This is a genomic window from Streptomyces sp. NPDC042336 (assembly GCF_055581985.1).
In genome coordinates this window covers 498,094-522,281 of record NZ_JBVJEA010000001.1, presented here as the reverse complement: position 1 = coordinate 522,281, position 24,188 = coordinate 498,094, and the positions used below count along the sequence as shown (strand labels likewise).

The window sequence follows — 24,188 nt, the reverse complement described above, 5'->3', positions numbered from 1 at the left end:
GTGGCGTGCTCCTTGTGTGCTCTCGGGTCGGTGGCTGGGGTCGTGCCGTCACAGCCGCTTGACCCCCTTGATGCGTCCGGCGCGGGCCACGCGGGCCCGGGCCGTCTTCACCCGCAGTGCGTTGCGCTGTCTGCCGATGCGCAGGCCGGTGCCTCCGGAGAGCCAGCCGGAGGAGATGTCGGGGCTCTGGGCGGCGGAGTTGGTGTCGGCCAGCGGGTCGTGCTCGGCACGCCGGGCGAGCGCCATGATGCCGGGGACGACGAAGGGCGCGAGCAGCAGGTCGTACAGGGCGGCCGTGAACAGCAGGCTGGGCAGGCCGACATGGCGGGCGGCGGTGTCGCCGACGAGGGCGCCGACGCCCGCGTAGAGCAGGGTGGTGCCGATGGCGGCGGCGGCCACGACGACCATGGGGCCGGTGGCCGAGCGGAGCCGTCCGTTGTCCGGTCTGGCGAGGCCGGCGAGGTAGCCGATGACGCAGAGCACGAGGGCGTAGCGGCCGGCGGCGTGGTCGGCGGGCGGGGCGAGGTCGGCGAGGAGTCCGGCCCCGAAGCCGACAAGGGCGCCGCCGACGTGGCCGTAGACCAGGGCGAGGCCGAGGACGGTGAGCAGCAGCAGGTCGGGGACGGCGCCGGGCAGGTGGAGGCGGGCGAGGACGCTGACCTGGATCACCAGGGCGACGACGACGAGGGCGACGGACAGCAGGATCCGGTTGACGCGCATGGGGGGAAGGCTCCTACGGCTCGGGCTGCTCGTTCTGCTGCTCTGTCTGGTCGTTCTGGCCGGTCGCGTCGCCTTGACCGGTGGTGTCGTCCTGGCCGGCCGCGTCGTTCTGACCGGCCTCGTCGTTCCTGGCCTGGCCCTCGGGGTCGGCGCCGGGGGTGACGGTGACCGTCACGGTCGGCGTGGGCTTGGGCTGCTTCTTCTCCGGGAGCACCGTGTCTCGCGGGTCCTTCTGCGGGGCCTGGACGACGACGCCGACGATGTCGAGCTTGGTGAAGCTGACGAACGGCGTGACGTCGAGGATGCGGGTCAGGTCGCCGCCGTTGGGGTCGACGCGGGTGATGGTGCCGACGGGCACGCCCGGCACGAACGGCTTGTCGGCCTGGGAGCCGAAGGTGACGAGGCGGTCGCCCTTCTTGACGTCGGCCTTGCCGTTGAGCAGCTCGACGCGCAGGGGGCGGCTGCCCTGGCCGGAGGCGAAGCCGAGTTCGTCGCCGGACTCCATCCGGGTGCCGACGGTGAAGTCCGGGTCGTTGGCGAGCAGCACGGTGGCGGTGTTGGGGCCGACGGTGGTCACGCGTCCGACGAGGCCGTCGCCGTTGAGGACGGTCATGTCGCGCTTGACGCCGTCGTTGGCGCCCGCGTCGATCGTGATGGTCCAGGAGAAGCCCTGGGCCGCTCCTATGGCGATGACCTGGGCGCCCTTGATGCCGTACTGCCCGGCGCCGGCGAGCCCCAGCATCTTGTCGAACTGCTCCAGCCGGCTGCGGCCGCGCTCGTCGCTGCCGAGCTTCGCCTTGAGGGCCGCGTTCTCCGTCTCCAGCCGCGCGAGCCGGTCGTGCCGGTCGCCGGAGTCGCGGATCGCGGAGACCGCGTTGCCGACCGGGTCGACCGCGGAGGAGACCCCGTTCTCGATCGGACCGAAGACGTCGGCCGCGGCCTGCCGGGCACCGTCGACCGGTGAGTCCTCCCCACCGCGGATGTCCACCGTGATCAGTGCGAACGCGATGGCGATCAGCAGCACCAGGAGCAGCCGGCTCTCTTTCGTGTCCCTCACGTGCGGCGGCCGTGCCTTCCTCGTCGAAATTCGGGAATCTCGGAATGTACGTGGCGGTGTTCAGGAATTCAGCTGATTCGGTACGCCGGGCGTGTTCGGCCCATCGGGTGCGTGCCGCACATCGAGTGCGTGCGGTGCATCGCGCACTTCACGCGCATCCGGTACCGGAACCCTCTATATCAACGATCCGCTGCACGAGAGGAGATCGTCTCGTACGGCGGAACCGAAGTGTTACGTCATCTGCGGGGCGAGGCGTCCAGCACCTGCTGGAGCGCTTCGAACTCCTCGACGCACTTGCCGCTGCCGAGCGCCACGCTGTCCAGCGGGTCCTCGGCGATGTGGATCGGCATCCCGGTCTCCCGGCGCAGCCGTTCGTCGAGCCCGCGCAGCAGCGCACCGCCGCCGGTCAGCACGATGCCCCGGTCCATGATGTCGCCGGACAGCTCCGGCGGACACTTGTCGAGGGTCGTCTTGACGGCGTCGACGATGGCGTTGACCGGCTCCTCGATCGCCTTGCGCACTTCGGCGGCGGAGATGACGACGGTCTTGGGCAGCCCGGAGACGAGGTCCCGGCCGCGGATTTCGGTGTGCTCGTCAGCGTCGAGGTCGTACGCAGAACCGATCGTGATCTTGATCTGTTCGGCCGTGCGCTCACCCAGCAGAAGGCTGTACTCCTTCTTCACGTGCTGGATGATCGCGTTGTCCAGCTCGTCACCCGCGACGCGGATGGACTGGGCCGTGACGATGCCGCCGAGCGAGATGACCGCGACCTCCGTGGTGCCGCCGCCGATGTCCACCACCATGTTGCCCGTGGCCTCGTGGACCGGCAGGCCGGAACCGATGGCCGCGGCCATGGGCTCCTCGATGATGTGCACCTGCCGGGCGCCGGCCTGGGACGACGCCTCGATGACGGCGCGGCGCTCGACGCCGGTGATGCCCGAGGGCACACAGACGACGACCCGCGGCCGAGCCAGATAACGCCGCTTGTGGATCTTCAGGATGAAGTAGCGGAGCATCCGCTCGGTGATCTCGAAGTCGGCGATGACGCCGTCCTTCAGCGGGCGCACGGCAACGATGTTGCCGGGCGTGCGCCCGATCATCTTCTTCGCTTCGGCGCCGACCGCGAGGATGCCACCGGTGTTGGTGTTGATCGCGACGACGGACGGCTCGTTGAGTACGATCCCGCGACCCCTGACGTACACCAGCGTGTTGGCGGTCCCGAGGTCGACAGCCATGTCACGGCCGATGAACGACATTGAGTTCCCCATCAGGATTCGACTGGCCTTCCCAGGAGCTTTTGAGGGCTTTTCAGGTAGGCGAAGTGGGTGCAGTGACGCGTGGAGGCTTCCATCGTAGACGCGCTTTCGCGAACACTGCGCGAGGGTCTCCGCCATTGTCAGCAGATGGCGCACCGCCTCGCCTGTGGAGACGGGCCAACGGTGGGATCCGTTCCCCCGATCAGGCGCGCATATGCCACAGGGCGGCCGCTTTCGCGCGACCGCCCCGGCTCCACCCGGTCCATTCGGCTGACATGACGTCAGAAAAAAGGCGCTCCCGGCGTGTCCCGAAGCAGGATCAGACCCGGCCCGGGAAGAAGATCTTCAGCTCACGCTCGGCGGACTCCTCGGAGTCGGAGGCGTGGATCAGGTTCTCGCGGACGATCACACCGTAGTCCCCGCGGATGGAGCCCGGGGCGGCGGCGATCGGGTCGGTCGGGCCGGCCAGCGCGCGCACGCCCTCGATGACCCGCTCGCCCTCGACGACCATCGCGACGACCGGCCCGGACGCCATGAACTCGACCAGCGGCTCGTAGAAGGGCTTGCCCTTGTGCTCGCCGTAGTGCTGCTCCAGCGTCTCGCTGTCCAGGGTGCGCAGTTCCAGCGCGGTGATCTGCCAGCCGGCCTTGCGCTCGATACGGCTGATGATCTCGCCGGTCAGGCCACGACGGACGGCGTCGGGCTTGAGGAGGACGAGGCTGCGCTGGGTCACGAGGGCTCCCTTGGAGATGTGCGGTCGTGCGGGTGATGAATGAGGTTACCGGGCGTGTCGCGGCGCCCGTCACGCAGCGTCAGGCAATCCGGTCCCGTCCACCCCGCCGGCCGCGTCAGGCGGGGTCGGGCGCGGAGGCGTCGGCCTGGGCGGCGAACCTCGCCTTCGCCTCGTCGATCTTCCGGCCGTAGTGCACGGAGGCCCACCAGAGGGCGGCGAAGATCGCGCCGAGGAAGAACATGGTCGGCACCACGAAGCCGGCGGCGATCAGCGCGACCTGCAACGCCCAGCCGAGGGCGATCCCGCCGGGCCGCGTGATGACCCCGCACAGCAGCACGCTGAGGAACATGGCGATGCCGCTGACCGTCCACACCGTCCCCACGGACAGGTCCGGGTCCTTCATCGCGACCAGCCCGGCGAAGCCAATCACGAAGAACTCGCCGATCAGAGTCGAAGCACAGAGCGTACGCACGGTTTCTCAGCCCCTCCTCAGGAGCAGTCGGGCCTCGCCGACGGTGATGACGGAACCGGTGACGAGCACACCGCCGCCCGCGAACTCGCCCTCCTCCTCGGCCAGCGTGATCGCGGCCTCCAGGGCGTCCGGCAGCCGCGGCTCGACCTGGACGCGGTCGTCACCGAAGACCTCGACGGCGACCGCCGCCAGCTCGTCGGCGTCCATCGCGCGGTGGCTGGAGTTCTGGGTGACGACGACCTCGGCGAAGACCGGCTCGAAGGCCTCCAGGAGTCCCCGTACGTTCTTGTCGCCGCTGGCGCCGACCACCCCGATGAGGCGGCTGAACTGGAAGGCCTCCCCCACCGCTTCGGCGGTGACCCGGGCGCCGGCCGGGTTGTGCGCGGCGTCGAGGACCACGGTCGGCGAGCGCCGCACCACCTCCATCCGCCCCGGAGAGGCGACGGAGGCGAAGGCCTTGCGCACGGTGTCCACGTCCAGCGACTCGGGACGCTGCGCGCCGACGCCGAAGAACGCCTCGACGGCGGCCAGCGCCACCGCCGCGTTGTGCGCCTGGTGGGCGCCGTGCAGCGGCAGGTAGACCTCGGGGTACTCGCCGCCGAGTCCGCGCAGGGTGACCAGCTGCCCGCCGACGGCGACCTCGCGGGCGACGACGCCGAACTCCAGCCCCTCGCGGGCCACGGTGGCGTTGACGTCGACGGCCTTCTTCAGCATCACCTGCGCCGCGTCCACCGGCTGCTGGGCCAGGATGACGGTGGCGTCCTGCTTGACGATGCCGGCCTTCTCGGTCGCGATCTCGCCGGGCGTCTCGCCGAGCCGGTCGGTGTGGTCCAGGTCGATGGGGGTGACCACGGCGACGTCCCCGTCGATGACGTTGGTGGCGTCCCAGGACCCGCCCATGCCGACCTCGACGACGGCCACGTCCACGGGCGCGTCGGCGAAGGCGGCGTAGGCCATGCCGGTCAGCACCTCGAAGAACGACAGCCGGTACTCCTGCTGCGCGTCGACCATCTCGACGTACGGCTTGATGTCGTCGTACGTCTCGACGAAGCGCTCGGCGGAGATCGGTGCCCCGTCCAGGGTGATCCGCTCGGTGATCGACTGCACGTGCGGCGAGGTGTACCGCCCGGTGCGCAGCTCGAAGGCGCCGAGCAGGGCCTCGATCATGCGGGCGGTGGAGGTCTTGCCGTTGGTCCCCGTGATGTGGATGGAGGGGTACGAACGCTGCGGCTCGCCCAGTACGTCCATCAGCGCGGCGATCCGGGTGACGGACGGCTCCAGCTTGGTCTCGCCCCAGCGGGTCGCCAGCTCCGTCTCGACGGCACGCAGCGCGGCGTCCACCTCGGGGTCCTCGGGGCGCCCGGGAACGTCGGCCTCCGGGGGGCCGCCCTGGGTGCGCAGAGTGCGGCTGCCGGCCTCGATGACGGCGAGGTCGGGGTCGCGGGTGGTCTCCGCGTCGATGATCTCGTCGAAGGAGTCGAGGGGGTCGGAGGGGTCGGGCTGGTCGTTCTCGCCGGGGTTGTCGCTCACGGGGACCAGTCTACGTACCCGCCCAGCCGCGGGCAGACGTGCCGCTGGGGCGATGGAGGTCCCCCCGCTCGGGCGAAGCCGAGAGTGAGGGAGGGTGGGCACGGCGGCACCCCGTCGGCGCCGGGCTGCGCGACCCGCCCCCTAGCGCCCACGGAGACGGGCTGCTCAGGTTCAACGGCGAGTGCAGCGCCGTCGTGGCTGGTCGCGCAGTTCCCCGCGCCCCTGAGTAACGAAGGTCCCCGGCGCAGAAATGCTCCGAGGACCTTCGCCGGCGTCACGGCGCCTATGCCTCCGGCAGCTTCTCCAGCTGGGCGGCGATGCGGGCGATGTCCTCGTCCGCCTTGGCCAGGCGGCCGCGGATCTTGTCCACGACGTGGTCCGGCGCCTTCGCGAGGAACGCCTCGTTGCCGAGCTTGGCGTTCGCCTGGGCCTTCTCCTTCTCCGCCGCGGCGAGGTCCTTCGCCAGCCGCTTGCGCTCGGCGGCGAAGTCGATGACCCCGGAGAGGTCGAGGGCCACCTCGACACCCGCCACCGGCAGCGTCGCCGTCGCCGTGAAGGACTCGCCCTCCGGCTGGAGCCGCAGCAGCTGCCGGACGGCCGCCTCGTGCGCCGCGAGCGCGCTGCCCGCCAGGGTCAGCCGGGCCGGGACCCGCTGGCCGGGCTGGAGCCCCTGGTCCGCACGGAAGCGCCGCACCTCGGTGATCACCGACTGGACGGTATCGATCTCCCGCTCGGCGTCCGCGTCCCGGAAGCCGGAATCCTGCGGCCACTCGGCGATGACGACCGACTCGCCACCCGTGAGCGTCGTCCACAGCGTCTCGGTGACGAAGGGGACGACCGGGTGGAGGAGGCGCAGCGTGACGTCCAGGACCTCGCCCAGGACGCGCTTGGAGACCTCGGCGGCCTCGCCGCCCGCCTGGAAGGTGGTCTTGGACAGCTCGACGTACCAGTCGAAGACCTCGTCCCAGGCGAAGTGGAACAGGGCGTCGGAGAGCTTCGCGAACTGGTAGTCCTCGTAGTACGCGTCGACCTCGGCGACCACCGAGTTGAGGCGGGAGAGGATCCACCGGTCGGTCGAGGACATCTTCGACGCGTCCGGCAGCGGGCCGTCCACCGTCGCGCCGTTCATCAGCGCGAAGCGGGTGGCGTTCCAGATCTTGTTGGCGAAGTTGCGGGAGCCCTGGACCCAGTCCTCGCCGATCGGGACGTCGACGCCCGGGTTGGCGCCGCGCGCCAGGGTGAAGCGCAGGGCGTCGGAGCCGTACTTGTCCATCCAGTCCAGCGGGTTCACGACGTTCCCGAAGGACTTGGACATCTTCTTGCCGTTCTGGTCACGGACCATGCCGTGCAGCGCGATGGTGTGGAACGGCGGGGTGCCGTCCATCGCGTAGAGGCCGAACATCATCATCCGGGCGACCCAGAAGAAGAGGATGTCGTAGCCGGTGACCAGGACGGAGTTCGGGTAGAACTTCGCGAGCGACTCGGTCTGCTCGGGCCAGCCGAGGGTGGAGAAGGGCCACAGGCCGGAGGAGAACCAGGTGTCCAGGACGTCGGGGTCCTGGTACCAGCCCTCGCCGGTCGGCGGCTGCTCGTCGGGGCCGACGCAGACGACCTCGCCCTCGGGGCCGTACCAGACGGGGATGCGGTGGCCCCACCACAGCTGGCGCGAGATGCACCAGTCGTGGAGGTTGTCGACCCAGTCGAAGTACCGCTTCTCCATCTCCTGCGGGTGGATCTTGACCTTGCCGTCGCGGACCGCGTCACCGGCGGCCTTGGCCAGCGGGCCGACCTTGACCCACCACTGCATGGACAGGCGCGGCTCGATGGTGGTCTTGCAGCGCGAGCAGTGGCCGACGGAGTGGACGTAGGGCCGCTTCTCGGCGACGATCCGGCCCTCGGCGCGCAGCGCGGCGACGATGGCGGAGCGTGCCTCCAGGCGGTCCAGGCCCTGGAAGGGTCCGTGGGCGGTGATGACGGCGTGCTCGTCCATCACGGCGATGGAGGGCAGGCCGTGCCGCTGGCCGATCTCGAAGTCGTTCGGGTCGTGGGCGGGCGTCACCTTGACGGCGCCGGTGCCGAACTCGGGGTCGACGTGCTCGTCGGCGACGACCGGGATGGAGCGCTCGGTCAGCGGCAGCTTGATCTGCTTGCCGACCAGGTGCTTGTAGCGCTCGTCCTCGGGGTGGACGGCGACGGCGGTGTCGCCGAGCATGGTCTCCGCGCGGGTGGTGGCCACGACGATGGTCTCGTCGCCCTCCCCGTACTTCATGGAGACCAGCTCGCCGTCGTCGTCCTGGTACTCGACCTCGATGTCGGAGATCGCGGTCAGACAGCGCGGGCACCAGTTGATGATGCGCTCGGCGCGGTAGATCAGCTCGTCGTCGTAGAGCCGCTTGAAGATGGTCTGGACGGCCTGGGACAGGCCCTCGTCCATCGTGAAGCGCTCACGCGACCAGGCGACGGCGTCACCGAGGCGGCGCATCTGACCGCTGATCTGGCCGCCGGACTCGCTCTTCCACTGCCAGACCCGCTCGACGAAGGCCTCCCGGCCGAGGTCGTGCCGGGACTTGCCCTCCTTGCCCAGCTCGCGCTCGACGACGTTCTGCGTGGCGATGCCGGCGTGGTCCATGCCGGGCTGCCACAGCGTCTCGTAGCCCTGCATCCGCTTGCGGCGGGTCAGGGCGTCGATGAGCGTGTGCTCGAAGGCGTGCCCGAGGTGCAGGCTGCCCGTGACGTTCGGCGGCGGGATGACGACGGTGTACGGCGGCTTGTCGCTCTTCGCGTCGGCCTCGAAGTAACCCCGTTCTACCCAGCGCTCGTACAGCTGCCCCTCTACCTCGGCCGGCGTGTACTGGGTCGGCAGATCGGTGGTGGGCGCTGGCTGCGGCTGCTGAGAGTTCTCGGTCACGGGGGTCAGTTTACGGGCGTCACGGCCCTGTCCCTAAACGCGTTTCTTCTGTAACGGTGCGGCCCCCGGTGACCTGCGCACGCCAGGTCTGAGTCAGGATGTCAGCACCACGTAAAGCATCTGAGGGGGAACCCAGGAATGAGTCACAACCAGCCGGGCCCGTACGGCGGGCAGCCCCAGCAGCCCGGACCCTACGGCCAGCCGGGACCGTACGGCCAGCAGCCGCCGCAGGCCCCCCAGCCCGGCTACGGCTACCCCCAGCAGGCCCCTCCCCCGCAGCAGCCGGGCTACGGCTACCCGCAGCAGCCCCAGCAGGGCGGCGTCCCGCCGCAGGCACCCCCGTACGGCCAGCAGCCCGGCTACGGCCAGCAGCCCCCGTACGGCCAGCAGCCGCCCTACGGTCAGCAGCCGTACGGCATGCCGCAGCCCCCGGCGCCGGGCGGCGGCGGCAAGAAGAAGGCCGGCCTGATCATCGGCGCGGTCGCCGTCGTGGCGGCGATCGGCGTGGGGGCCTACTTCGTGATCGGCGGGGGCGGCGGCGCGGGCGGCCTGGAGGACGACGGCGCCCACAAGCTGACGACGCCGGCGACGGTGCTCACCGATTACAAGCGCGCCAGCGACGAGGCCGCCGAGACCGACAAGGACACGGTCGAGGACCTCGAGAAGAGTGGCGTCAAGGACGGCACGAGCGTGACCGGGTTCTACACCACCGCGGACCTCACCGGTTACGACCCTTCGGACCCGAGCACCGCCCCCGACCCCAGTGAAATGGCGACCGCCAAGGGCATCACCTACATCGGCGCGTACGGGAAGATCTCAGACCCGGAGGCCGTGCTCGACAAGTTCTTCGCCGAGTTCAAGAAGGAGTCCGAGAAGAACTCCTCTTCCTCCTCCGAGACAGGAGGTGGCGGCAAGGTCGTGGGCGAACCCGAGTCGGTCGACATCGACGGCGCGGTCATGAAGTGCCAGGGCGTCGAGGGCACCAACCCGGTCACCAAGAAGGAAAAGACCGACTGGATCTGTGCCTGGGCCGACTACAGCACGATCGCCCTGATCTCCCCGGGTGACGCCACCAAGGGTGTGACGAAGGACGTCGCCGCCGACATCACCACCAAGCTCCGCAAGGAGATCCGCGTCAAGGCCTGACACGCGGACGACCGCAACGCGGGAGGGGCCCGGTCGATTCGACCGGGCCCCTCCCGCGTGCGTGGTGCGTGACCGGCTACGCCGTCTTCTGCTCGCCCGGGCCGCGCCCCCGCGAATCCCGGGGAATGAGCGTCGGGTTGACGTTGGAGAGGACCACGTCGGCGGTGATGACGACGCGGGCCACGTCCTTGCGGGACGGGACCTCGTACATCACGCCCTGGAGGACCTCCTCCATGATGGCGCGCAGGCCGCGCGCGCCGGTCTGGCGGAGGATGGCCTGGTCGGCGATGGCCTCCAGGGCCTCGCGCTCGAAGTCCAGCTCCACGCCGTCGAGTTCGAAGAGGCGCTCGTACTGCTTGACGAGGGCGTTGCGCGGCTCGACCAGGATCTGGAGGAGCGCCTCGCGGTCCAGGTTGTGGACGGAGGTGATGACCGGGAGCCGGCCGATGAACTCGGGGATCATGCCGAACTTGACCAGGTCCTCCGGCATGACCTGCTCGAACTGGTCCTTGGACTCGATCTCCCGCTTGGAGCGGATCGTCGCACCGAAACCGATGCCCTTGGCGCCGGCCCGGCCCTCGATGATCTTCTCCAGGCCGGAGAAGGCGCCGCCCACGATGAACAGGACGTTCGTCGTGTCGATCTGGATGAACTCCTGGTGGGGGTGTTTGCGGCCGCCCTGCGGCGGGACGGACGCGGTGGTGCCCTCCAGGATCTTCAGCAGGGCCTGCTGGACGCCCTCACCCGACACGTCGCGCGTGATGGAGGGGTTCTCGCTCTTCCGCGCGACCTTGTCGATCTCGTCGATGTAGATGATCCCGGTCTCGGCCTTCTTGACGTCGTAGTCGGCCGCCTGGATCAGCTTGAGCAGAATGTTCTCGACGTCCTCGCCGACGTACCCCGCCTCGGTGAGCGCCGTGGCGTCGGCGATCGCGAACGGGACGTTCAGCATGCGGGCCAGGGTCTGGGCGAGGAGGGTCTTGCCGGAGCCCGTGGGGCCCAGCAGGAGGATGTTGGACTTCGCCAACTCGATGGCGTCCTCGCGGCCTTGGGCGCCGCCGTTCTCGCCGGCCTGGACCCGCTTGTAGTGGTTGTACACCGCGACGGAGAGGGCCTTCTTGGCCGCTTCCTGGCCGACCACGTAGCTCTCGAGGAACTCGTAGATCTCGCGGGGCTTCGGGAGCTCCTCCCAGCGCACCTCGCTGGTCTCGGCCAGCTCCTCCTCGATGATCTCGTTGCAGAGGTCGATGCACTCGTCGCAGATGTACACACCGGGCCCTGCGATGAGCTTCTTGACCTGCTTCTGGCTCTTTCCGCAGAACGAGCACTTGAGCAGATCGCCGCCGTCACCGATGCGTGCCACGGTGTGCTTCCCCTTCGCCTGGGAGACTCCCGGTCGTCGACGTCACGTCAACGGCGGGCGGACTCCTGGTGCTGCCTTATGTCCGACGGTACCTTGCCGGGCCCCTCGTCCGGGCCCCCCTTGGCACGGTTCCCTTTGACGTGAATCGCGTCAAACCGTGCCAAGGAGCGGCAGACGATACAGCCTCCCGCCTAGCGGAGAGAGGAGTTGTCCATCTTCCGGGTGGTGATGATCTGGTCGATCAGGCCGTAGCTCAGCGCGTCCTCGGCCGTGAGGATCTTGTCGCGCTCGATGTCCTCGCGGATCTTCTCGACCGGCGTGGTGGAGTGCTTGGCCAGCATCTCCTCCAGCTGCGAGCGCATCCGCAGGATCTCGTTGGCGGCGATCTCCAGGTCGGAGACCTGACCGCGGCCGGTCTCGCTGTACGGCTGGTGGATCAGGACGCGGGCGTTCGGCAGCGCCATGCGCTTGCCCGGCGTGCCGGCGGCCAGCAGGACGGCGGCGGCGGAGGCGGCCTGGCCCATGCAGACCGTCTGGACGTCCGGCTTCACGTACTGCATCGTGTCGTAGATGGCCGTGAGCGCGGTGAAGGAGCCGCCGGGGCTGTTGATGTAGACCGAGATGTCCCGGTCGGGGTCCATCGACTCCAGGCACAGCAGCTGCGCCATGACGTCGTTGGCGGAGGCGTCGTCGATCTGGACGCCGAGGAAGATCACCCGCTCCTCGAAGAGCTTCGCGTACGGGTCGTACTCGCGCACGCCCTGCGAGGTGCGCTCGACGAAGCGCGGGATGACGTAGCGGGACTCGGCGGACGGGCCGGTGTACTCGGCACGCGAGCGGTCGTACAGGCCGCTGCCGGGGAAGTCGTTCACAGTGTCTCCTGTAAAGGGGCTGAGGCGGTCGGCTCGGGGCGGGGGATGGCTCAGGCGCCCGTGCCGCCGCCGCCCGGCATGCCGGCGGCCGTGGCGATGACGTCGTCGATGAGGCCGTACTCCTTGGCCTCGAAGGCGTCGAACCAGCGGTCGCGGTCCGAGTCGCGGGTGATCTGCTCGATCGTCTGGCCGGTGTGCTGGGAGGTCAGCTCGGCCATGCGCCGCTTGGTGTGCAGCAGCCGCTCGGCGTGGATCTTGATGTCCGAGGCCGAACCGGCGAGGCCGGCGGAGGGCTGGTGGATCAGGATCTCGGCGTTCGGCAGCGCGAAGCGCTTGCCGGGGGTGCCCGCGCTGAGCAGGAACTGTCCCATGGAGGCCGCGAGACCCATCGCGATCGTCACCACGTCGTTCTTGATGTACTGCATGGTGTCGTAGATCGCCATGCCGGCCGTGATCGAACCGCCCGGGCTGTTGATGTACAGGAAGATGTCCTTGTCCGGGTCGGAGGCAAGGAGCAGCAGCTGTGCGGTGATCTTGTTCGCAATGTCGTCGTCGACCGGCTGGCCGAGGAAGATGATCCGCTCGCCGAGCAGTCGGTTGTAGACCTGGTCGCCGAGGCCGCCACCGATAGAGGGCTCGCCGGCGGCTGAGGGCATCAGATTCGTCACGTATCCACCTGCTCGTCTTACGACGGCGCCGGGCCGTCTCACGTTTCCCTGCGGGGCTGGAGCCGCTTTCGGGGACTCCCCTGCCCTCGTATTCATGGACCCTAACGCGGTGGGCTTGCGGTGCCATCCCGGTTCCGCGGGTGTTCGCCGGGGGCGTAGCGCTCCGCGGGGGTGTGGTTGCGGGATCTCGCCATCGCGGTAAGTGTTCACTGCCGGGTGCGGGCCGTCTGTGGCCGGTCGCGCAGTTCCCCGCGCCCCTTACCGGCGCTGTCCAGCCGTAAGCGAAAGGGCCCCGGTGTCGGAACGACCGGGGCCCGTTTCACATCCGTCGGGGACGGCGCGAGGGTGATCAGCCCTCGGTCTTCTCCTCGGCCTTGTCGTCGGCCTTCTCGGCGTCGGCGGACTCGGTGGCGGCGGCCTCGGTGGCCTCCGTCTCCTCGTCCTCCTCGTCGTCCAGGTCGACGATCTCGCCGTTGGTGTCCTTGACCGTGGCCTTCTCGACCACGGCGGCCAGGGCCTTGCCGCGGGCGACCTCGCCGACGAGGAGCGGGACCTGGCCCTGCTCGACGACGGCCTGGGCGAACTGGTCGGGGGACATGCCGGAGGAGGCGGCGCGGCGCATGAGGTGCTCGGTCAGCTCTTCCTGGCTGACGTTGAGCTTCTCCTGCTTGACCAGCTCGTCGAGGACGAACTGGGTCTTGATGCCCTTGACCGCGGCCTCGCGGGTCTCGGTCTCGAACTCCTCGGCGGTCTTGCCCTGGAGCTCCAGGTACTTCTCGAGGTCCAGGCCCATCTGGCCGAGCTGGTGGTGCTCGAGGTTGTGCTTGCGGGTGTTGATCTCGTCCTCGAGGAGCTTCTCGGGGACCGGGACCTCGACCAGCTCGAGCAGCTTGTCCAGGACGCGCTCCTGGGCCTGCGTGGCCTGGTCGTACTGCTTCATGTTGGCGAGGCGCTTGCGGCTGTCGGCCTGCAGCTCCTCCAGCGTGTCGAACTCCGACGCGAGCTGCGCGAAGTCGTCGTCCAGCTCGGGCAGCTCGCGCGCGGCGACCTGGGTGACCTTGACGGTGACCTCGGCCTCCTTGCCGGCCGCCGAGCCGCCCTTGAGCTCGGAGGTGAAGGTGGCCTCGCCACCGGCCTCCAGGCCCTTCACGGCGTCGTCGATGCCATCCAGCAGCTCGCCGGAGCCGATGGTGTAGGACACGCCGTCGGCGACGCCGTCCTCGAGGACCTCGCCGTCGACCTTGGCCTGCAGGTCGATGGTGATCACGTCGCCGTCCGCGGCGGCGCGCTCGACCGGGGTCGTCGAAGCGAAGCGCTCGCGCAGCTGCTCCACCGACTTCTCGACGTCCTCGTCGCTGACCTCGACGGCGTCGACCTCGACCTCGATGCCGGAGTAGTCCGGGATCTCGATGGCGGGGCGGATGTCGACCTCGGCGGTGAAGTTCAGCGTCTCGCCGTCCTTCAGCTCCGTGATGTCGACCTCGGGCTGGCCGAGCGGGTTCAGCTCGGCCTCGTTGACCGCGTCGGTGTAGAACTTCGGAAGCGCGTCGTTGACCGCCTCCTCCAGAACCGCACCGCGGCCGAACCGCTGGTCGATGACCCGGGCCGGGATCTTGCCCTTGCGGAAGCCCTTCACCGTGACCTGCTGGTTGATCTTCTTGTACGCCGCGTCGAGGCTGTCCTTGAGCTCCTCGAAGGGCACCTCGACAGTGAGCCGAACCCGGGTCGGGTTCAGGGTCTCCACGGCGCTCTTCACGGTTCGGTCTCCTTGGTGGCTGACTTCTTGGGTTCTGCCGGAACCAGAGAGTGTCCGGCAAATTTCGCCGCCCGGAGACTTCATACGCTGATGACACACGGGCGTGCAGCTTGCATAGTAACGGCAGCGACTACACGGCCCAAAAGGCGATCACTCGGTGGTCGGTCGATGGTCGGGGTGGCGGGATTTGAACCCACGGCCTTCCGCTCCCAAAGCGGACGCGCTACCAAGCTGCGCCACACCCCGTCTGGTGCGACACGTAGGGTACATGCCGCCGGGCGCCCGGACCGCAGAGTTTCCCGAGCGTCCGTGAAAGGTCCCGGCACGGACCGGAAGGGGTGTGCGGCGAAGGGGGACGACCCGCTACGATGCGTGCAGTGCCGCGGTCACCGACCTGCGGCGCCAGCCGTGCGGGCGTAGCTCAATGGTAGAGCCCCAGTCTTCCAAACTGGCTACGCGGGTTCGATTCCCGTCGCCCGCTCCGAGAGGCCTCCGGCCCGGTCCCCCCAGGGGGTCGGGCCGGAGGTCTTTGTGCGGTCCGGGCCGCCCGGGCCGCCAGCGCCCTCACGGGGGTCCGGAAGCGGCGGGGCGGCTAGAACTGGATCGAGTTGATCGTCTCCGCTATCGAGTCCAGGAAGCGTTGGATGTCGTCGGCCATGCCGGTCGAGGCGAGGAAGAAGCCGAAGAGGACCGCGACGACCGCCGGCCCCGCCTTGATGGAGCCTCCCCGCAGCAGCACCACCAGGATGATCCCCAAGAGCAGCACCACTGACAGTGAAATGGCCACAACTGATCACACCCTCGGTCGGTCCGCACTCCCGCCCGGAGGTGCGGCACCGCACACCCCCGCCAGAACCATCGTGCCACCAACCGGGCCCCGTCATGCGGCAGGTGACACATCGTCCGGCCGGTTCCGTGGGTGGCGCGCTCCCCGCGCACGCGGGCGCAGGCCACTGCCGCGCCCCGTACAGAATTTCGACCGTGCACCCGTACGAGGAATTCGACCCACTTCGTTTCCATGTCCACACAACGCGTTCGCAGATATTTCGAATTGTCGCGGCGGACACGTCGACCAGGACATCGGCGGGCCCATCGACGAGTACGCCGACAGGGTCATCACAGGGAGATCACAGGATCACCCATGAGGCCCGTAAGGGCATTGAAGCGGACATTCCAGTGGAGTCGCCCGCCGGTCTTATGCGCTGTTTAGTCACGACGTGTCATGACAAGTGGGGTGCTCCGGGAGGGGCTTGGACGCGTGGCGACGGGCCCGGGATGTGGGGGCCGTCACGCGGCCGGAGAGGCCGAGTTCCCGAAATACGGGGGTACACGAACGGCACTCACACCGTACTCACGCCATGGTCAAGACCCGAAATGCAGGAATGACGTCGAGGGTTTTACGGAATCCCACGGAGAACGCTAGGGTGCCTCAGATGTTCTACGCTGCCTCGTCCCCCACCAGAGCAGCGAGGTCCTGTGACCGCTCGCCGAGTTCTCGGCGGGGGGTTGCATGACTAGCTCGCTGCTAACTCACGGCGACCGGAAGTCGCCGTCCCCGCCCTCCCCGCCGAGCCGGCAGCGCGACGCCTTCTTCGACAACGCCAAGTACCTGGCGATCGTGCTGGTCGGTGTGGGCCACGCCTGGGGCCAGATCCTGGACGGGAACCGGACCGTGGAGACCCTCTACCGGGTCCTGTACACGTTCCACATGCCGGCCTTCATCGTCATCTCCGGCTACTTCTCGCGCAGTTTCGACCTGAGCCCCAAGCGCGTCAAGCGGCTGATCACCGGAGTCGCCGTCCCCTACCTCGTCTTCGAGGTCGCCTACACCCTGCACCGCCGCGTCAGCGAGGACCCGCAGGGCGACTTCAGCCTGCTGGACCCCACCTATCTCCTGTGGTTCCTGTGCGCGCTGTTCGTCTGGCGGCTGACCACCCCGATCTGGCAGACGGTCCGTTGGCCGCTTCCGATCTCCCTCGCCATCGCCGCGCTGGCCTCCGTGACGCCCAGCGTCGGCAACGACCTGAACATGCAGCGGGTGCTGCAGTTCCTGCCGTGTTTCGTGCTGGGTCTGGTGCTGCGTCCCGAGCACTTCCGGATGGTGCGGCGCCGCTCGGTGCGGATCCTGTCCGTGCCGGTGGTCGCGGCGGCGCTGGTGATCGCCTGGTGGTCGGTGCCGCGCATGGAGACCGGCTGGTTCTACCGCAACGCCGCCATGCAGGACACGGGCGCCCCCTGGTGGTCCGGGCCCGTCCTGACGCTCGCGCTCTTCGGCTGCTCCGTGGTGCTCACCGCGTGCTTCTTCGCCTGGGTGCCCGGCCGCCGCATGTGGTTCACGGCACTCGGCGCCGGCACGATCTACGGCTACCTGCTGCACGGCTTCCTGGTGAAGGAGGGCAGCTACACCGGCTGGTTCCAACACCCGTTCCTGGACCGGCCGCTCGGCGAGATCGGGCTCACCGTCCTCGGCGCCGCCGTCGTCACCCTGCTGTGCACCAAGCCCGTCCAGCGGGTCCTGCGGTACGTGGTCGAACCGAAGATGGAATGGGCGTTCAAGCGGGATCCCGGTGACGCCGCCCGGGGCCGTGCGACGCGGGACGAGACCGGGACCGGGACCGGAGCACGCGGGGCGGCCACCGCGCCCGCCGCGCCGAACGGCAGCGGCGAGAAGGTCTCCGTCTAGGACCGGTGGCTCACCCCTGGCCGAGGAGTGCGCGCATCCGCGTGTACTTCTCGGCCAGTCGTGTGCGGGTGGCCTCGTCGAGGACGGCCAGCCGCGCGGGGTCGGCGTTGTGCGCCAGGTCCGCCTCCTTGACCAGCCGCGCGCCGGGGGTGGCGAGGATCCGCGCGGCGTACGCCTCGGGCGGCTCCCCCGGACGCTTGGTGAGGGCCAGGACGATGTCCTTGGTACGGCGGCTCAGCGGCGCCTCCTCCAGCCGGCGCTCGCTCAGCGCGTCGTCCTCGACGGCGTCGTGCAGCCAGGCGGCCGCGATCTGCTCGTCGTCGCCACCGCGCCGGCGCACGCCCTCGGCGACGGCCAGCAGGTGTTCGGCGTACGGCCGTCCCGCCTTGTCGGTCTGTCCGGCGTGGGCGGCGCGTGCGGTGGCCTCGACCTCGGCCAGGGAGAGCGGCGGGGCGGGCGATCCGGAGTCGTGGGGCGGCGGCATGGGCGGCGTGGGCGACATGGGCCCAGTATGTCGGCGCGGCCTCAGTCCGTGGCCGACGCGGACTGGGCGGTCGGGCCCTCCCGGCAGATCAGCAGCAGCGCCCGGTCGTCGTTGACGTCCTTGGCCACCGCCTCGATCAGGTGCCAGGCCGCGCCGTGGAAGCCGCCCGCGACATAGCGGTCGGCCTCGCCGGTGAGGCGGTCGATGCCCTCGGCGATGTCCCGCTCGGAGGTCTCCACCAGGCCGTCCGTGAACAGCATCAGCACGTCCCCCGGCCGCAGTGAGCCCTTCACCTGGTCGAACTGCGCACCGTCGTACACGCCGAGCAGCGGCCCCTCCGCCGACTTCTCCTCCCAGCGGCCGGTGCCCGCGCTGAGCTGGAGGCCCGGCGGATGCCCGGCCGAGTACAGCTCGTAGTCGCCGGAGTCGAGGTCCAGGACGAGGTGGATGGAGGTGGCGAAGCCCTCGTCCCAGTCCTGGCGGAGCAGGTAGCCGTTGGCGGCCGGCAGGAAGGCGTGCGGCGGCAGGCTGCCGAGCAGTCCGCCGAAGGCCCCCGACAGCAGCAGGGCGCGCGAGGCCGCGTCCATGCCCTTGCCGGAGACGTCGGTGAGCACGACCTCCAGGGTCCGGCCGCCGTTGGTGCGCGCCGCGACGACGAAGTCGCCGGAGAAGGACTGGCCGCCCGCCGGGCGCAGCGCCATCTCGCGGTGCCAGCCCTTGGGCAGCTTGGGCAGCTTGCTCTGGACGCGGATGCGTTCGCGCAGGTCGAAGAGCATGGTGCCGCCGCGCCGCCAGGGCACGCCGACCCGGCTGCGGAACTGGGCGACGAGGAGTCCGAAGAAGCCGCAGGCCGCGACCACCAGGACCACACCGGGCGTGACCCGGGAGGGGCCCTCGGTGTACGGGCCGAGCTGCACGGACTCCACGATCAGCGCGGTGGCCGCCGCGGCGTACAGGCCGAGCAGGCTCGCCGGGCGCAGCAGCAGGCCGCCCGCGACGATCGGGATGACGAGCGCGGAGGGCGAGCACCACACCGAGTTGGCCATCGTGGTGGCCGCGATGACGGGGATCGTCAGCAGCAGGCCGGCGAGCGCGATCCAGTCCGAACCGTCGCCGCGGAAGTAGTCGACGGCGGCTCGGCGCACGCCGACGCGGACCCGGTGCCACTGCTTCTTCCACCGGGCCGCGAACGTCTCGGCCTCCGCGCGCCGCTGTCGTCCTGCTGCCATTAGTTCGGGACCCTATCCATCGAACCGGCCGCTTGGCACGGGAGGTCCCACTTGTCCCCCGTCCGAGGCCGGACTTCACAGTGAACTTCACGAACGGCTCCCGCGCCGCAACCCCGGGGAAATTGCCTCGCCCCTCTCGCGCGGCCCTGGTACGCATGCTGCATGGAACGCGCCACGGGTGATGACGGCAGGGTGAAGGCGGAGCCGCGGGTGCTGCGGCGCGACGAGTGGGACGGGTGGTACGGGACGCTGATCCGTGCCTTCGGCGGGGTCCCGGAGGCCGCCGAGGTGCTGGAGCTGTACCGGGAGCTGACGCAGGTCGACCGGTCGATCGGTGTCCGGGAGGGCGACGGCGAGGACGGCGCGTGGGTCGGGACGGCCGGGGCGTTCGCCTTCCGGATGACCGTGCCGGGCGGCGCGCGGGTGGCCGCCGCCGGCGTGACGATGGTGAGCGTCGCCGCCACGCACCGGCGCCGGGGTGTGCTGACGTCGATGATGCGGCGGCAGTTGGACGACGTACGGGCCTGGGGCGAGCCGCTGGCCGTGCTCACGGCCTCCGAGCCGGCGATCTACGGCCGGTTCGGGTACGGCGCCGCGACCTTCGCGCTCAACGCGGAGATCGACACGAGCCGGGTGCGGCTGTCGGTGCCGGCCGGCACGGATGACGTACGGCTGCGGTACGAGGCGCCCGCGGACGTGCTCGACGCGTGTGAGGCGGTGTACGCGCGGCTGGTGGCGGGGCGGCCCGGGATGCTGGCCCGGCGGCCCGGCTGGGAGCGGATGGCGCTGCTGGACCCGGAGAGCGGGCGGGACGGCGCCTCGCCCCTGCAGTGCGTGGTCGCCCGGCGGGGCGGCGAGGTCACCGGGTACGCGCGGTTCCGGGTCCGGTCGGCCTGGGGGCCCGGGGGTCCCCAGGGCACGGTGGTCCTCGACGACCTGGCCGGCCTCGATCCGGCGACCGACGCGGCGCTCTGGCGCTTCCTGTACGACATCGACCTGACCTCCACGCTGACGGTGCGGGGGCGGCCGGTCGACGAGGCGTGGCAGCACCAGGTGTCGGACATCCGGCGGTGCCGGCCGGAGCTGCGGGACGCGTTGTACGTGCGGCTGGTGGACGTGGGGGAGGCGCTCGCGGCGCGGACCTACCAGGCGCCGGTGGACGTGGTGTTCGAGGTCGAGGACGCCTTCTGCCCCTGGAACGCGGGGCGTTGGCGGCTGAGCGGCGACGCGAAGGGGGCGTCGTGCGAACGTACGCCGGACGCCGCCGATCTCGTGTTGTCCGTACGGGAGTTGGGAGCGGCGTACCTCGGAGGCGTGAGCCTCGGTTCGCTGGGCGCGGCCGGGCGGGTGCGCGAGGTACGGGAGGGGGCGCTGGCGGCGGCGTCGGTGGGGTTCGGGTCGGACGTGGCGCCGTGGCTGCCGCACGGGTTCTGAGCGCGGGCGCGGGGGGCTAACGCCGCTGGCAGGTGGGGCACCAGAAGAGGTTGCGGGCGGCCAGGCCGGCGGTTCTGACCGGGCCGCCGCACAGGTGGCAGGGCTGGTTGGCCCGGCGGTAGACGTACACCTCGCCGCCGTGGTCGTCGACGCGGGGCGGGCGGCCCATGGCCTCGGGGGTGTGCTCGGGGCGGACGGTGTCGATGCGGTTGTTCCGCACGCCCTCGCGCATGAGGGCGGTGAGGTCCTGCCAGATCGCGTCCCACTCGGCGCGGGTGAGGTCCTTGCCGGGGCGGTACGGGTCGATGCCGTGCCGGAAGAGGACCTCGGCGCGGTAGACGTTGCCGACGCCGGCGATGACCTTCTGGTCCATGAGCAGGGCGGCGATGGTGGTGCGGCTGCGGGAGATCCTTCGGTGGGCGGCCGCGGGGTCGGCGTCCGGGCGCAGGGGGTCGGGGCCGAGGCGGTCGTGTATCGCCTGCTTCTCCGGGGCCGTGATCAGGGCGCAGGTGGTGGGGCCGCGGAGGTCGACGTACGCGGTGTCGTTCGCGAGGCGGAGGCGGACGGTGTCCGTGGGCGGGGGCGCGGGGGTCGGGCCGAAGGTGACCTTGCCGAAGAGGCCGAGGTGGATGTGGACCCAGGCGGGGTCCTCGGCAGCGTCCTCGGCTGCGCCGAAGCCCAGGAAGAGGTGTTTGCCGTGGGCGTCGGCGGTGGTCAGGACGGTGCCGTCGAGGAGGGCGGCGGAGTCGGCGAACTTGCCCTGGGGGCTGGTCACGTGGACTGCCGTCCGGGCGAAGGCGGCGGTGTAGTCCTGGGCCAGGCGGTGGATCGTGTGGCCCTCTGGCACGGGTTCTGTCCTTTCGGTGACTTCTGCCCACCCGCCCACCCGACTCGGTGGGTCAAGAGGCTCGACTCATCGCGGGGCTCCGCCCCACACCCCGCCGGGGACTCCGTCCCCTGCGCCCCTGCGCGCCCTGTCCCCCACCCGCCAGGCGGTCTGGCGTCCCGCCTGCGGGCCGGTGTCCCAACCCGGACGGTCTCGCGCCCCGCCCAGCGGGCTCACATCCTGCGGGCCGGCGTTCGCCCCGGCAAGCTCGCGCCACACCGACGGACTCGCGTCCCCACACAGCAGGCTCACGCCCCTGCTCAGCAGGCCGACATCCCCGCCTGCGGGCCAGGCTCGCGCCACACCGACGGGCTCGCGTCCGCACACAGCAGGCCCACATCCCCGGCCGACGCTCACCCCGACAGGCCCGGGCCACGCCAACAAGGTCGTGTCCCCACCCAGCAGGCTCCCGGGGCCCCGCTCAGCAGGCCCACGCCGCCGCCCGGCGGGCTCACGTCCCCACCCGCGGGCCGGCACTCGCCTCCTCAGGCTCGCGCCCTCGCCCAGTAGGCTCCCGTCCCGGCTCAGCAAGGCCCATGTCCCCGCCTGCGGGCTGGTGCTCGCCCCGACAGGATGCGGGCCACGCCGACAGGGTCGCGTCCCGCCCAGCGGACCCACGTCCCCGCCCAGCAGGCTCACGTCGCCGGCTGCGGGCCGGTGCCCACCCCGTCGGGGCGCGTGCCGTACCGGCGGGCTCGCGTCCTCGCCTGCGGGTCGGCGCGCGGCAGGCTTGTGGTGCCGTCCGGGAGGCTTGCTCTGCTGACGGGTGTTGGGGTGCGCCCCGGCCGGTGGGGACCGGGGCGGGCCACGGGGGACGCGGGGCTACTGCTGGGGGTGGTGGGGCGGGATGGGAGGGAGGTCGCCCGTCGTCTCGTAGGACGTGAGCATGTCGATGCGGCGAATGTGGCGTTCGTCGCCGGAGAACGGGGTGGCGAGGAAGGTCTCGACGAACTTCGTCGCCTCGTCCTGCGTGTGCATGCGGGCGCCGACCGCGACGACGTTGGCGTTGTTGTGCTGGCGGCCCAGCGACGCCATCTCCTCGCTCCAGGCCAGCGCCGCGCGCACGCCCTTCACCTTGTTCGCCGCGATCTGCTCGCCGTTGCCGGAGCCGCCGATCACGATGCCGAGGGCGTCGGGGTCCGCGGCCGTGCGCTCGGCGGCGCGCAGGCAGAAGGGCGGGTAGTCGTCCTGGGCGTCGTAGATGTGCGGGCCGCAGTCGACGGGCTCGTGGCCCGCCGCCTCAAGCCATTCGACGAGGTGGTTCTTGAGTTCGAAGCCCGCATGGTCCGAGCCGAGATACACGCGCATGCGTCGAGTGTGACACGCGGGCCGAGCGGCGGACGCTCCGGGTGGTGGCCATGAGAACGGCTCGTGAAGCTATGGAAGCTCAGGAAAAGCTCAAGTAACGATCCGGATTCAAAGGTTCCCGAATCTGTTCACCTCCGTTTCACTGGTCCGGCTCGTACACCGCTCGTACGGGAAAGTGCACGACCGGCGCAAAGGAAAACCTCCCCCATGACTTCGCAGCCGACCTTGACCAAGCCCGAGGAGGGGCCCGCGGGCCCCTCCGGACCGGGGTCCGGGCTTCAGGCCGGGCTCAAGAACCGCCATCTCTCGATGATCGCCATCGGCGGCGTCATCGGGGCCGGGCTGTTCGTGGGTTCCAGTACCGGCATCGCCACCGCGGGACCCGGCATCCTCCTCTCGTACGCCCTCGTCGGCACGCTCGTGGTGCTGGTGATGCGGATGCTCGGGGAGATGTCGGCCGCCAACCCGACCTCCGGTTCCTTCTCCGCCCACGCCGACCGGGCGCTCGGCCCCTGGGCCGGGTTCTCCATCGGCTGGCTCTACTGGTTCTTCTGGGTCGTGGTGCTGGCCGTGGAGGCGACGGCCGGGGCCAAGATCCTGGAGGGGTGGATCCCCGCCGTGCCGCAGTGGGGGTGGGCGCTGATCGTGATGGTCGTGCTGACCGCCACCAACCTCGCCTCCGTCGGCTCCTACGGCGAGTTCGAGTTCTGGTTCGCCGGGATCAAGGTCGTGGCCATCGCCGCGTTCATCGTCGTCGGCGGGCTGGCCGTCTTCGGTGTGCTGCCCGGCGTGGACAGCGAGCAGGCGGGGCTGGGGAACCTGACGGAACACGGCGGGTTCCTGCCGAACGGGGCCGGGGCCATCCTCACCGGCGTGCTGCTCGTCGTCTTCTCCTTCATGGGCAGCGAGATCCCCACCCTCGCCGCCGGTGAGTCCGAGGACCCGCAGCGGGCCGTCACCAAGGCGACCAACAGCATCATCTGGCGCATCGCCGTCTTCTACCTGGGATCCATCTTCGTCGTGGTCGCGCTGCTGCCCTGGGACTCGCAGTCGATCATCGACAAGGGCTCCTACGTCGCCGCGCTGGACTCGCTCGGCATCGCGAACGCCGGTCAGATCATGAACTTCATCGTGCTGACGTCCGTGCTGTCCTGTCTGAACTCCGGGCTGTACACCGCCTCCCGCATGGCCTTCTCGCTCGGTGAGCGCGGTGACGCGCCGAAGGCCTTCGCCCGGACCACCCGGCGCGGGGTGCCGCGGACGGCCATCCTGGTCTCCGTGGTGTTCGGCTTCGTCGCCGTGTTCTTCAACTACGAGTTCCCGGACTCCGTCTTCCTCTTCCTGGTCAACTCCTCCGGCGCCGTGGCCCTCTTCGTGTGGCTGGTGATCTGCTTCTCCCAGCTGCGGATGCGCCGGATCATCCAGGCCGAGGCACCGGAGAAGCTGGTGGTGCGGATGTGGCTGTTCCCGTATCTGACCTGGGCCGCCGCCGCCCTGATCGTCTTCGTGCTGGGCTACATGCTGACCGACACCGAGCACGACGGCCGCACCACCGTGCTGCTGTCGCTGCTCGTCGCCGCGCTGGTCCTCGTCGTCGCCTTCGTCAAGCAGCGGATCGCCGCGCGCGGGGCCGTCGCCGGGAAGGGCTGACCGCCCCGGGACGTGAGAGGGGCCCGCCGGAGA

20 protein-coding genes and 2 tRNA genes are annotated in these 24,188 nt (G+C 70.2%); 5 read left to right on the top strand and 17 right to left on the bottom strand.

Annotated elements, in window-relative coordinates; all coding sequences use genetic code 11:
- Positions 1 to 48 precede the first annotated feature (48 nt).
- The 7 genes from mreD to ACZ6IM_RS02470 all read right to left on the bottom strand — a co-directional run bounded on the left by mreD (position 49) and on the right by ACZ6IM_RS02470 (position 8,676).
- Positions 49 to 720 (bottom strand): rod shape-determining protein MreD, encoded by a 672-nt coding sequence (mreD, locus tag ACZ6IM_RS02500; RefSeq protein WP_052838155.1) that lies wholly within the window; start codon positions 718 to 720, stop codon positions 49 to 51.
- Between the two features lie 13 nt (positions 721 to 733).
- Entirely contained in the window at positions 734 to 1,777 is a 1,044-nt protein-coding gene (gene mreC / locus ACZ6IM_RS02495; protein ID WP_469553906.1) for a rod shape-determining protein MreC, read from the bottom strand.
- A 236-nt stretch (positions 1,778 to 2,013) separates the two neighbouring features.
- Positions 2,014 to 3,033, bottom strand: coding sequence for a rod shape-determining protein (locus ACZ6IM_RS02490; RefSeq protein WP_052838153.1), 1,020 nt, complete (start codon positions 3,031 to 3,033; stop codon positions 2,014 to 2,016).
- Positions 3,034 to 3,352: 319 nt separating this feature from the next.
- Entirely contained in the window at positions 3,353 to 3,766 is a 414-nt protein-coding gene (gene ndk / locus ACZ6IM_RS02485; protein ID WP_402547949.1) for a nucleoside-diphosphate kinase, read from the bottom strand.
- Between the two features lie 115 nt (positions 3,767 to 3,881).
- Positions 3,882 to 4,238 (bottom strand): DUF4233 domain-containing protein, encoded by a 357-nt coding sequence (locus tag ACZ6IM_RS02480; protein WP_052838151.1) that lies wholly within the window; start codon positions 4,236 to 4,238, stop codon positions 3,882 to 3,884.
- A 6-nt stretch (positions 4,239 to 4,244) separates the two neighbouring features.
- Positions 4,245 to 5,768: a bifunctional tetrahydrofolate synthase/dihydrofolate synthase gene (gene folC, locus ACZ6IM_RS02475; protein ID WP_052838150.1), complete on the bottom strand. Its 1,524-nt coding sequence runs from the start codon at positions 5,766 to 5,768 to the stop codon at positions 4,245 to 4,247.
- A gap of 283 nt (positions 5,769 to 6,051) precedes the next feature.
- On the bottom strand, positions 6,052 to 8,676 hold the full coding sequence (locus ACZ6IM_RS02470; protein WP_052838149.1) for a valine--tRNA ligase: 2,625 nt from the start codon (positions 8,674 to 8,676) through the stop codon (positions 6,052 to 6,054).
- 138 nt (positions 8,677 to 8,814) lie between these two features.
- On the opposite strand from ACZ6IM_RS02470, the gene ACZ6IM_RS02465 reads away from it, so the two are divergent.
- Positions 8,815 to 9,822: a hypothetical protein gene (locus ACZ6IM_RS02465; protein WP_052838148.1), complete on the top strand. Its 1,008-nt coding sequence runs from the start codon at positions 8,815 to 8,817 to the stop codon at positions 9,820 to 9,822.
- Positions 9,823 to 9,898: 76 nt separating this feature from the next.
- Here ACZ6IM_RS02465 and clpX read toward each other — a convergent pair whose 3' ends face one another.
- The 5 genes from clpX to ACZ6IM_RS02440 form a co-directional block, all read right to left on the bottom strand.
- Positions 9,899 to 11,185: an ATP-dependent Clp protease ATP-binding subunit ClpX gene (clpX, locus tag ACZ6IM_RS02460; RefSeq protein WP_052838147.1), complete on the bottom strand. Its 1,287-nt coding sequence runs from the start codon at positions 11,183 to 11,185 to the stop codon at positions 9,899 to 9,901.
- Positions 11,186 to 11,376: 191 nt separating this feature from the next.
- Complete coding sequence (locus ACZ6IM_RS02455) at positions 11,377 to 12,057, bottom strand: ATP-dependent Clp protease proteolytic subunit (RefSeq protein ID WP_052838146.1); 681 nt, start codon at positions 12,055 to 12,057, stop codon at positions 11,377 to 11,379.
- A 50-nt stretch (positions 12,058 to 12,107) separates the two neighbouring features.
- Positions 12,108 to 12,713, bottom strand: a complete 606-nt coding sequence (locus tag ACZ6IM_RS02450) for an ATP-dependent Clp protease proteolytic subunit (protein WP_030186848.1) — start codon at positions 12,711 to 12,713, stop codon at positions 12,108 to 12,110.
- A 361-nt stretch (positions 12,714 to 13,074) separates the two neighbouring features.
- The gene (gene tig, locus ACZ6IM_RS02445) at positions 13,075 to 14,481 is read right to left on the bottom strand and encodes a trigger factor (protein WP_052838145.1); all 1,407 of its coding nucleotides are present in this window, start codon (positions 14,479 to 14,481) and stop codon (positions 13,075 to 13,077) included.
- A gap of 169 nt (positions 14,482 to 14,650) precedes the next feature.
- A tRNA-Pro gene (locus tag ACZ6IM_RS02440) sits at positions 14,651 to 14,727 on the bottom strand.
- A gap of 164 nt (positions 14,728 to 14,891) precedes the next feature.
- On the opposite strand from ACZ6IM_RS02440, the gene ACZ6IM_RS02435 reads away from it, so the two are divergent.
- Positions 14,892 to 14,962, top strand: a tRNA-Gly gene (locus ACZ6IM_RS02435).
- A gap of 111 nt (positions 14,963 to 15,073) precedes the next feature.
- On the opposite strand, the gene ACZ6IM_RS02430 is transcribed toward ACZ6IM_RS02435, so the two are convergent.
- On the bottom strand, positions 15,074 to 15,268 hold the full coding sequence (locus ACZ6IM_RS02430) for a hypothetical protein (RefSeq protein WP_052838144.1): 195 nt from the start codon (positions 15,266 to 15,268) through the stop codon (positions 15,074 to 15,076).
- A gap of 723 nt (positions 15,269 to 15,991) precedes the next feature.
- On the opposite strand from ACZ6IM_RS02430, the gene ACZ6IM_RS02425 reads away from it, so the two are divergent.
- Entirely contained in the window at positions 15,992 to 17,164 is a 1,173-nt protein-coding gene (locus ACZ6IM_RS02425) for an acyltransferase family protein (RefSeq protein WP_469553902.1), read from the top strand.
- Between the two features lie 10 nt (positions 17,165 to 17,174).
- On the opposite strand, the gene ACZ6IM_RS02420 is transcribed toward ACZ6IM_RS02425, so the two are convergent.
- Both ACZ6IM_RS02420 and ACZ6IM_RS02415 read right to left on the bottom strand, forming a co-directional pair.
- Positions 17,175 to 17,666 carry an HD domain-containing protein gene (locus ACZ6IM_RS02420; protein ID WP_052838142.1) on the bottom strand — a complete coding sequence of 164 codons (492 nt, stop codon included), beginning with the start codon at positions 17,664 to 17,666 and terminating at the stop codon, positions 17,175 to 17,177.
- Positions 17,667 to 17,689: 23 nt separating this feature from the next.
- Complete coding sequence (locus ACZ6IM_RS02415; protein ID WP_052838141.1) at positions 17,690 to 18,877, bottom strand: SpoIIE family protein phosphatase; 1,188 nt, start codon at positions 18,875 to 18,877, stop codon at positions 17,690 to 17,692.
- Positions 18,878 to 19,039: 162 nt separating this feature from the next.
- Between ACZ6IM_RS02415 and ACZ6IM_RS02410 the strand changes: the two genes are divergently transcribed.
- On the top strand, positions 19,040 to 20,311 hold the full coding sequence (locus ACZ6IM_RS02410; protein ID WP_469553900.1) for a GNAT family N-acetyltransferase: 1,272 nt from the start codon (positions 19,040 to 19,042) through the stop codon (positions 20,309 to 20,311).
- 16 nt (positions 20,312 to 20,327) lie between these two features.
- On the opposite strand, the gene ACZ6IM_RS02405 is transcribed toward ACZ6IM_RS02410, so the two are convergent.
- Positions 20,328 to 21,158: an Fpg/Nei family DNA glycosylase gene (locus ACZ6IM_RS02405; RefSeq protein WP_469553899.1), complete on the bottom strand. Its 831-nt coding sequence runs from the start codon at positions 21,156 to 21,158 to the stop codon at positions 20,328 to 20,330.
- An 861-nt stretch (positions 21,159 to 22,019) separates the two neighbouring features.
- Positions 22,020 to 22,505, bottom strand: a complete 486-nt coding sequence (locus ACZ6IM_RS02400; RefSeq protein WP_469553898.1) for a ribose-5-phosphate isomerase — start codon at positions 22,503 to 22,505, stop codon at positions 22,020 to 22,022.
- A 207-nt stretch (positions 22,506 to 22,712) separates the two neighbouring features.
- Here ACZ6IM_RS02400 and ACZ6IM_RS02395 point away from each other — a divergent pair, with 207 nt between their 5' ends.
- The gene (locus ACZ6IM_RS02395; protein WP_052838138.1) at positions 22,713 to 24,155 is read left to right on the top strand and encodes an amino acid permease; all 1,443 of its coding nucleotides are present in this window, start codon (positions 22,713 to 22,715) and stop codon (positions 24,153 to 24,155) included.
- Positions 24,156 to 24,188: the final 33 nt, after the last annotated feature.

What these genes read in the sequence shown, in the direction of transcription:
- ACZ6IM_RS02465 (WP_052838148.1), top strand. Translation starts at nt 8,815, where the DNA reads ATGAGTCACAACCAGCCGGGCCCGTACGGCGGGCAGCCCCAGCAGCCC.
- ACZ6IM_RS02425 (WP_469553902.1), top strand. Translation starts at nt 15,992, where the DNA reads ATGACTAGCTCGCTGCTAACTCACGGCGACCGGAAGTCGCCGTCCCCG.
- ACZ6IM_RS02395 (WP_052838138.1), top strand. Translation starts at nt 22,713, where the DNA reads ATGACTTCGCAGCCGACCTTGACCAAGCCCGAGGAGGGGCCCGCGGGC.
- ACZ6IM_RS02420 (WP_052838142.1), bottom strand. Translation starts at nt 17,666, where the DNA reads ATGTCGCCCACGCCGCCCATGCCGCCGCCCCACGACTCCGGATCGCCC.
- ACZ6IM_RS02410 (WP_469553900.1), top strand. Translation starts at nt 19,040, where the DNA reads ATGGAACGCGCCACGGGTGATGACGGCAGGGTGAAGGCGGAGCCGCGG.
- mreD (WP_052838155.1), bottom strand. Translation starts at nt 720, where the DNA reads ATGCGCGTCAACCGGATCCTGCTGTCCGTCGCCCTCGTCGTCGTCGCC.
- ACZ6IM_RS02400 (WP_469553898.1), bottom strand. Translation starts at nt 22,505, where the DNA reads ATGCGCGTGTATCTCGGCTCGGACCATGCGGGCTTCGAACTCAAGAAC.
- ACZ6IM_RS02415 (WP_052838141.1), bottom strand. Translation starts at nt 18,877, where the DNA reads ATGGCAGCAGGACGACAGCGGCGCGCGGAGGCCGAGACGTTCGCGGCC.
- ACZ6IM_RS02490 (WP_052838153.1), bottom strand. Translation starts at nt 3,033, where the DNA reads ATGTCGTTCATCGGCCGTGACATGGCTGTCGACCTCGGGACCGCCAAC.
- ACZ6IM_RS02450 (WP_030186848.1), bottom strand. Translation starts at nt 12,713, where the DNA reads ATGCCCTCAGCCGCCGGCGAGCCCTCTATCGGTGGCGGCCTCGGCGAC.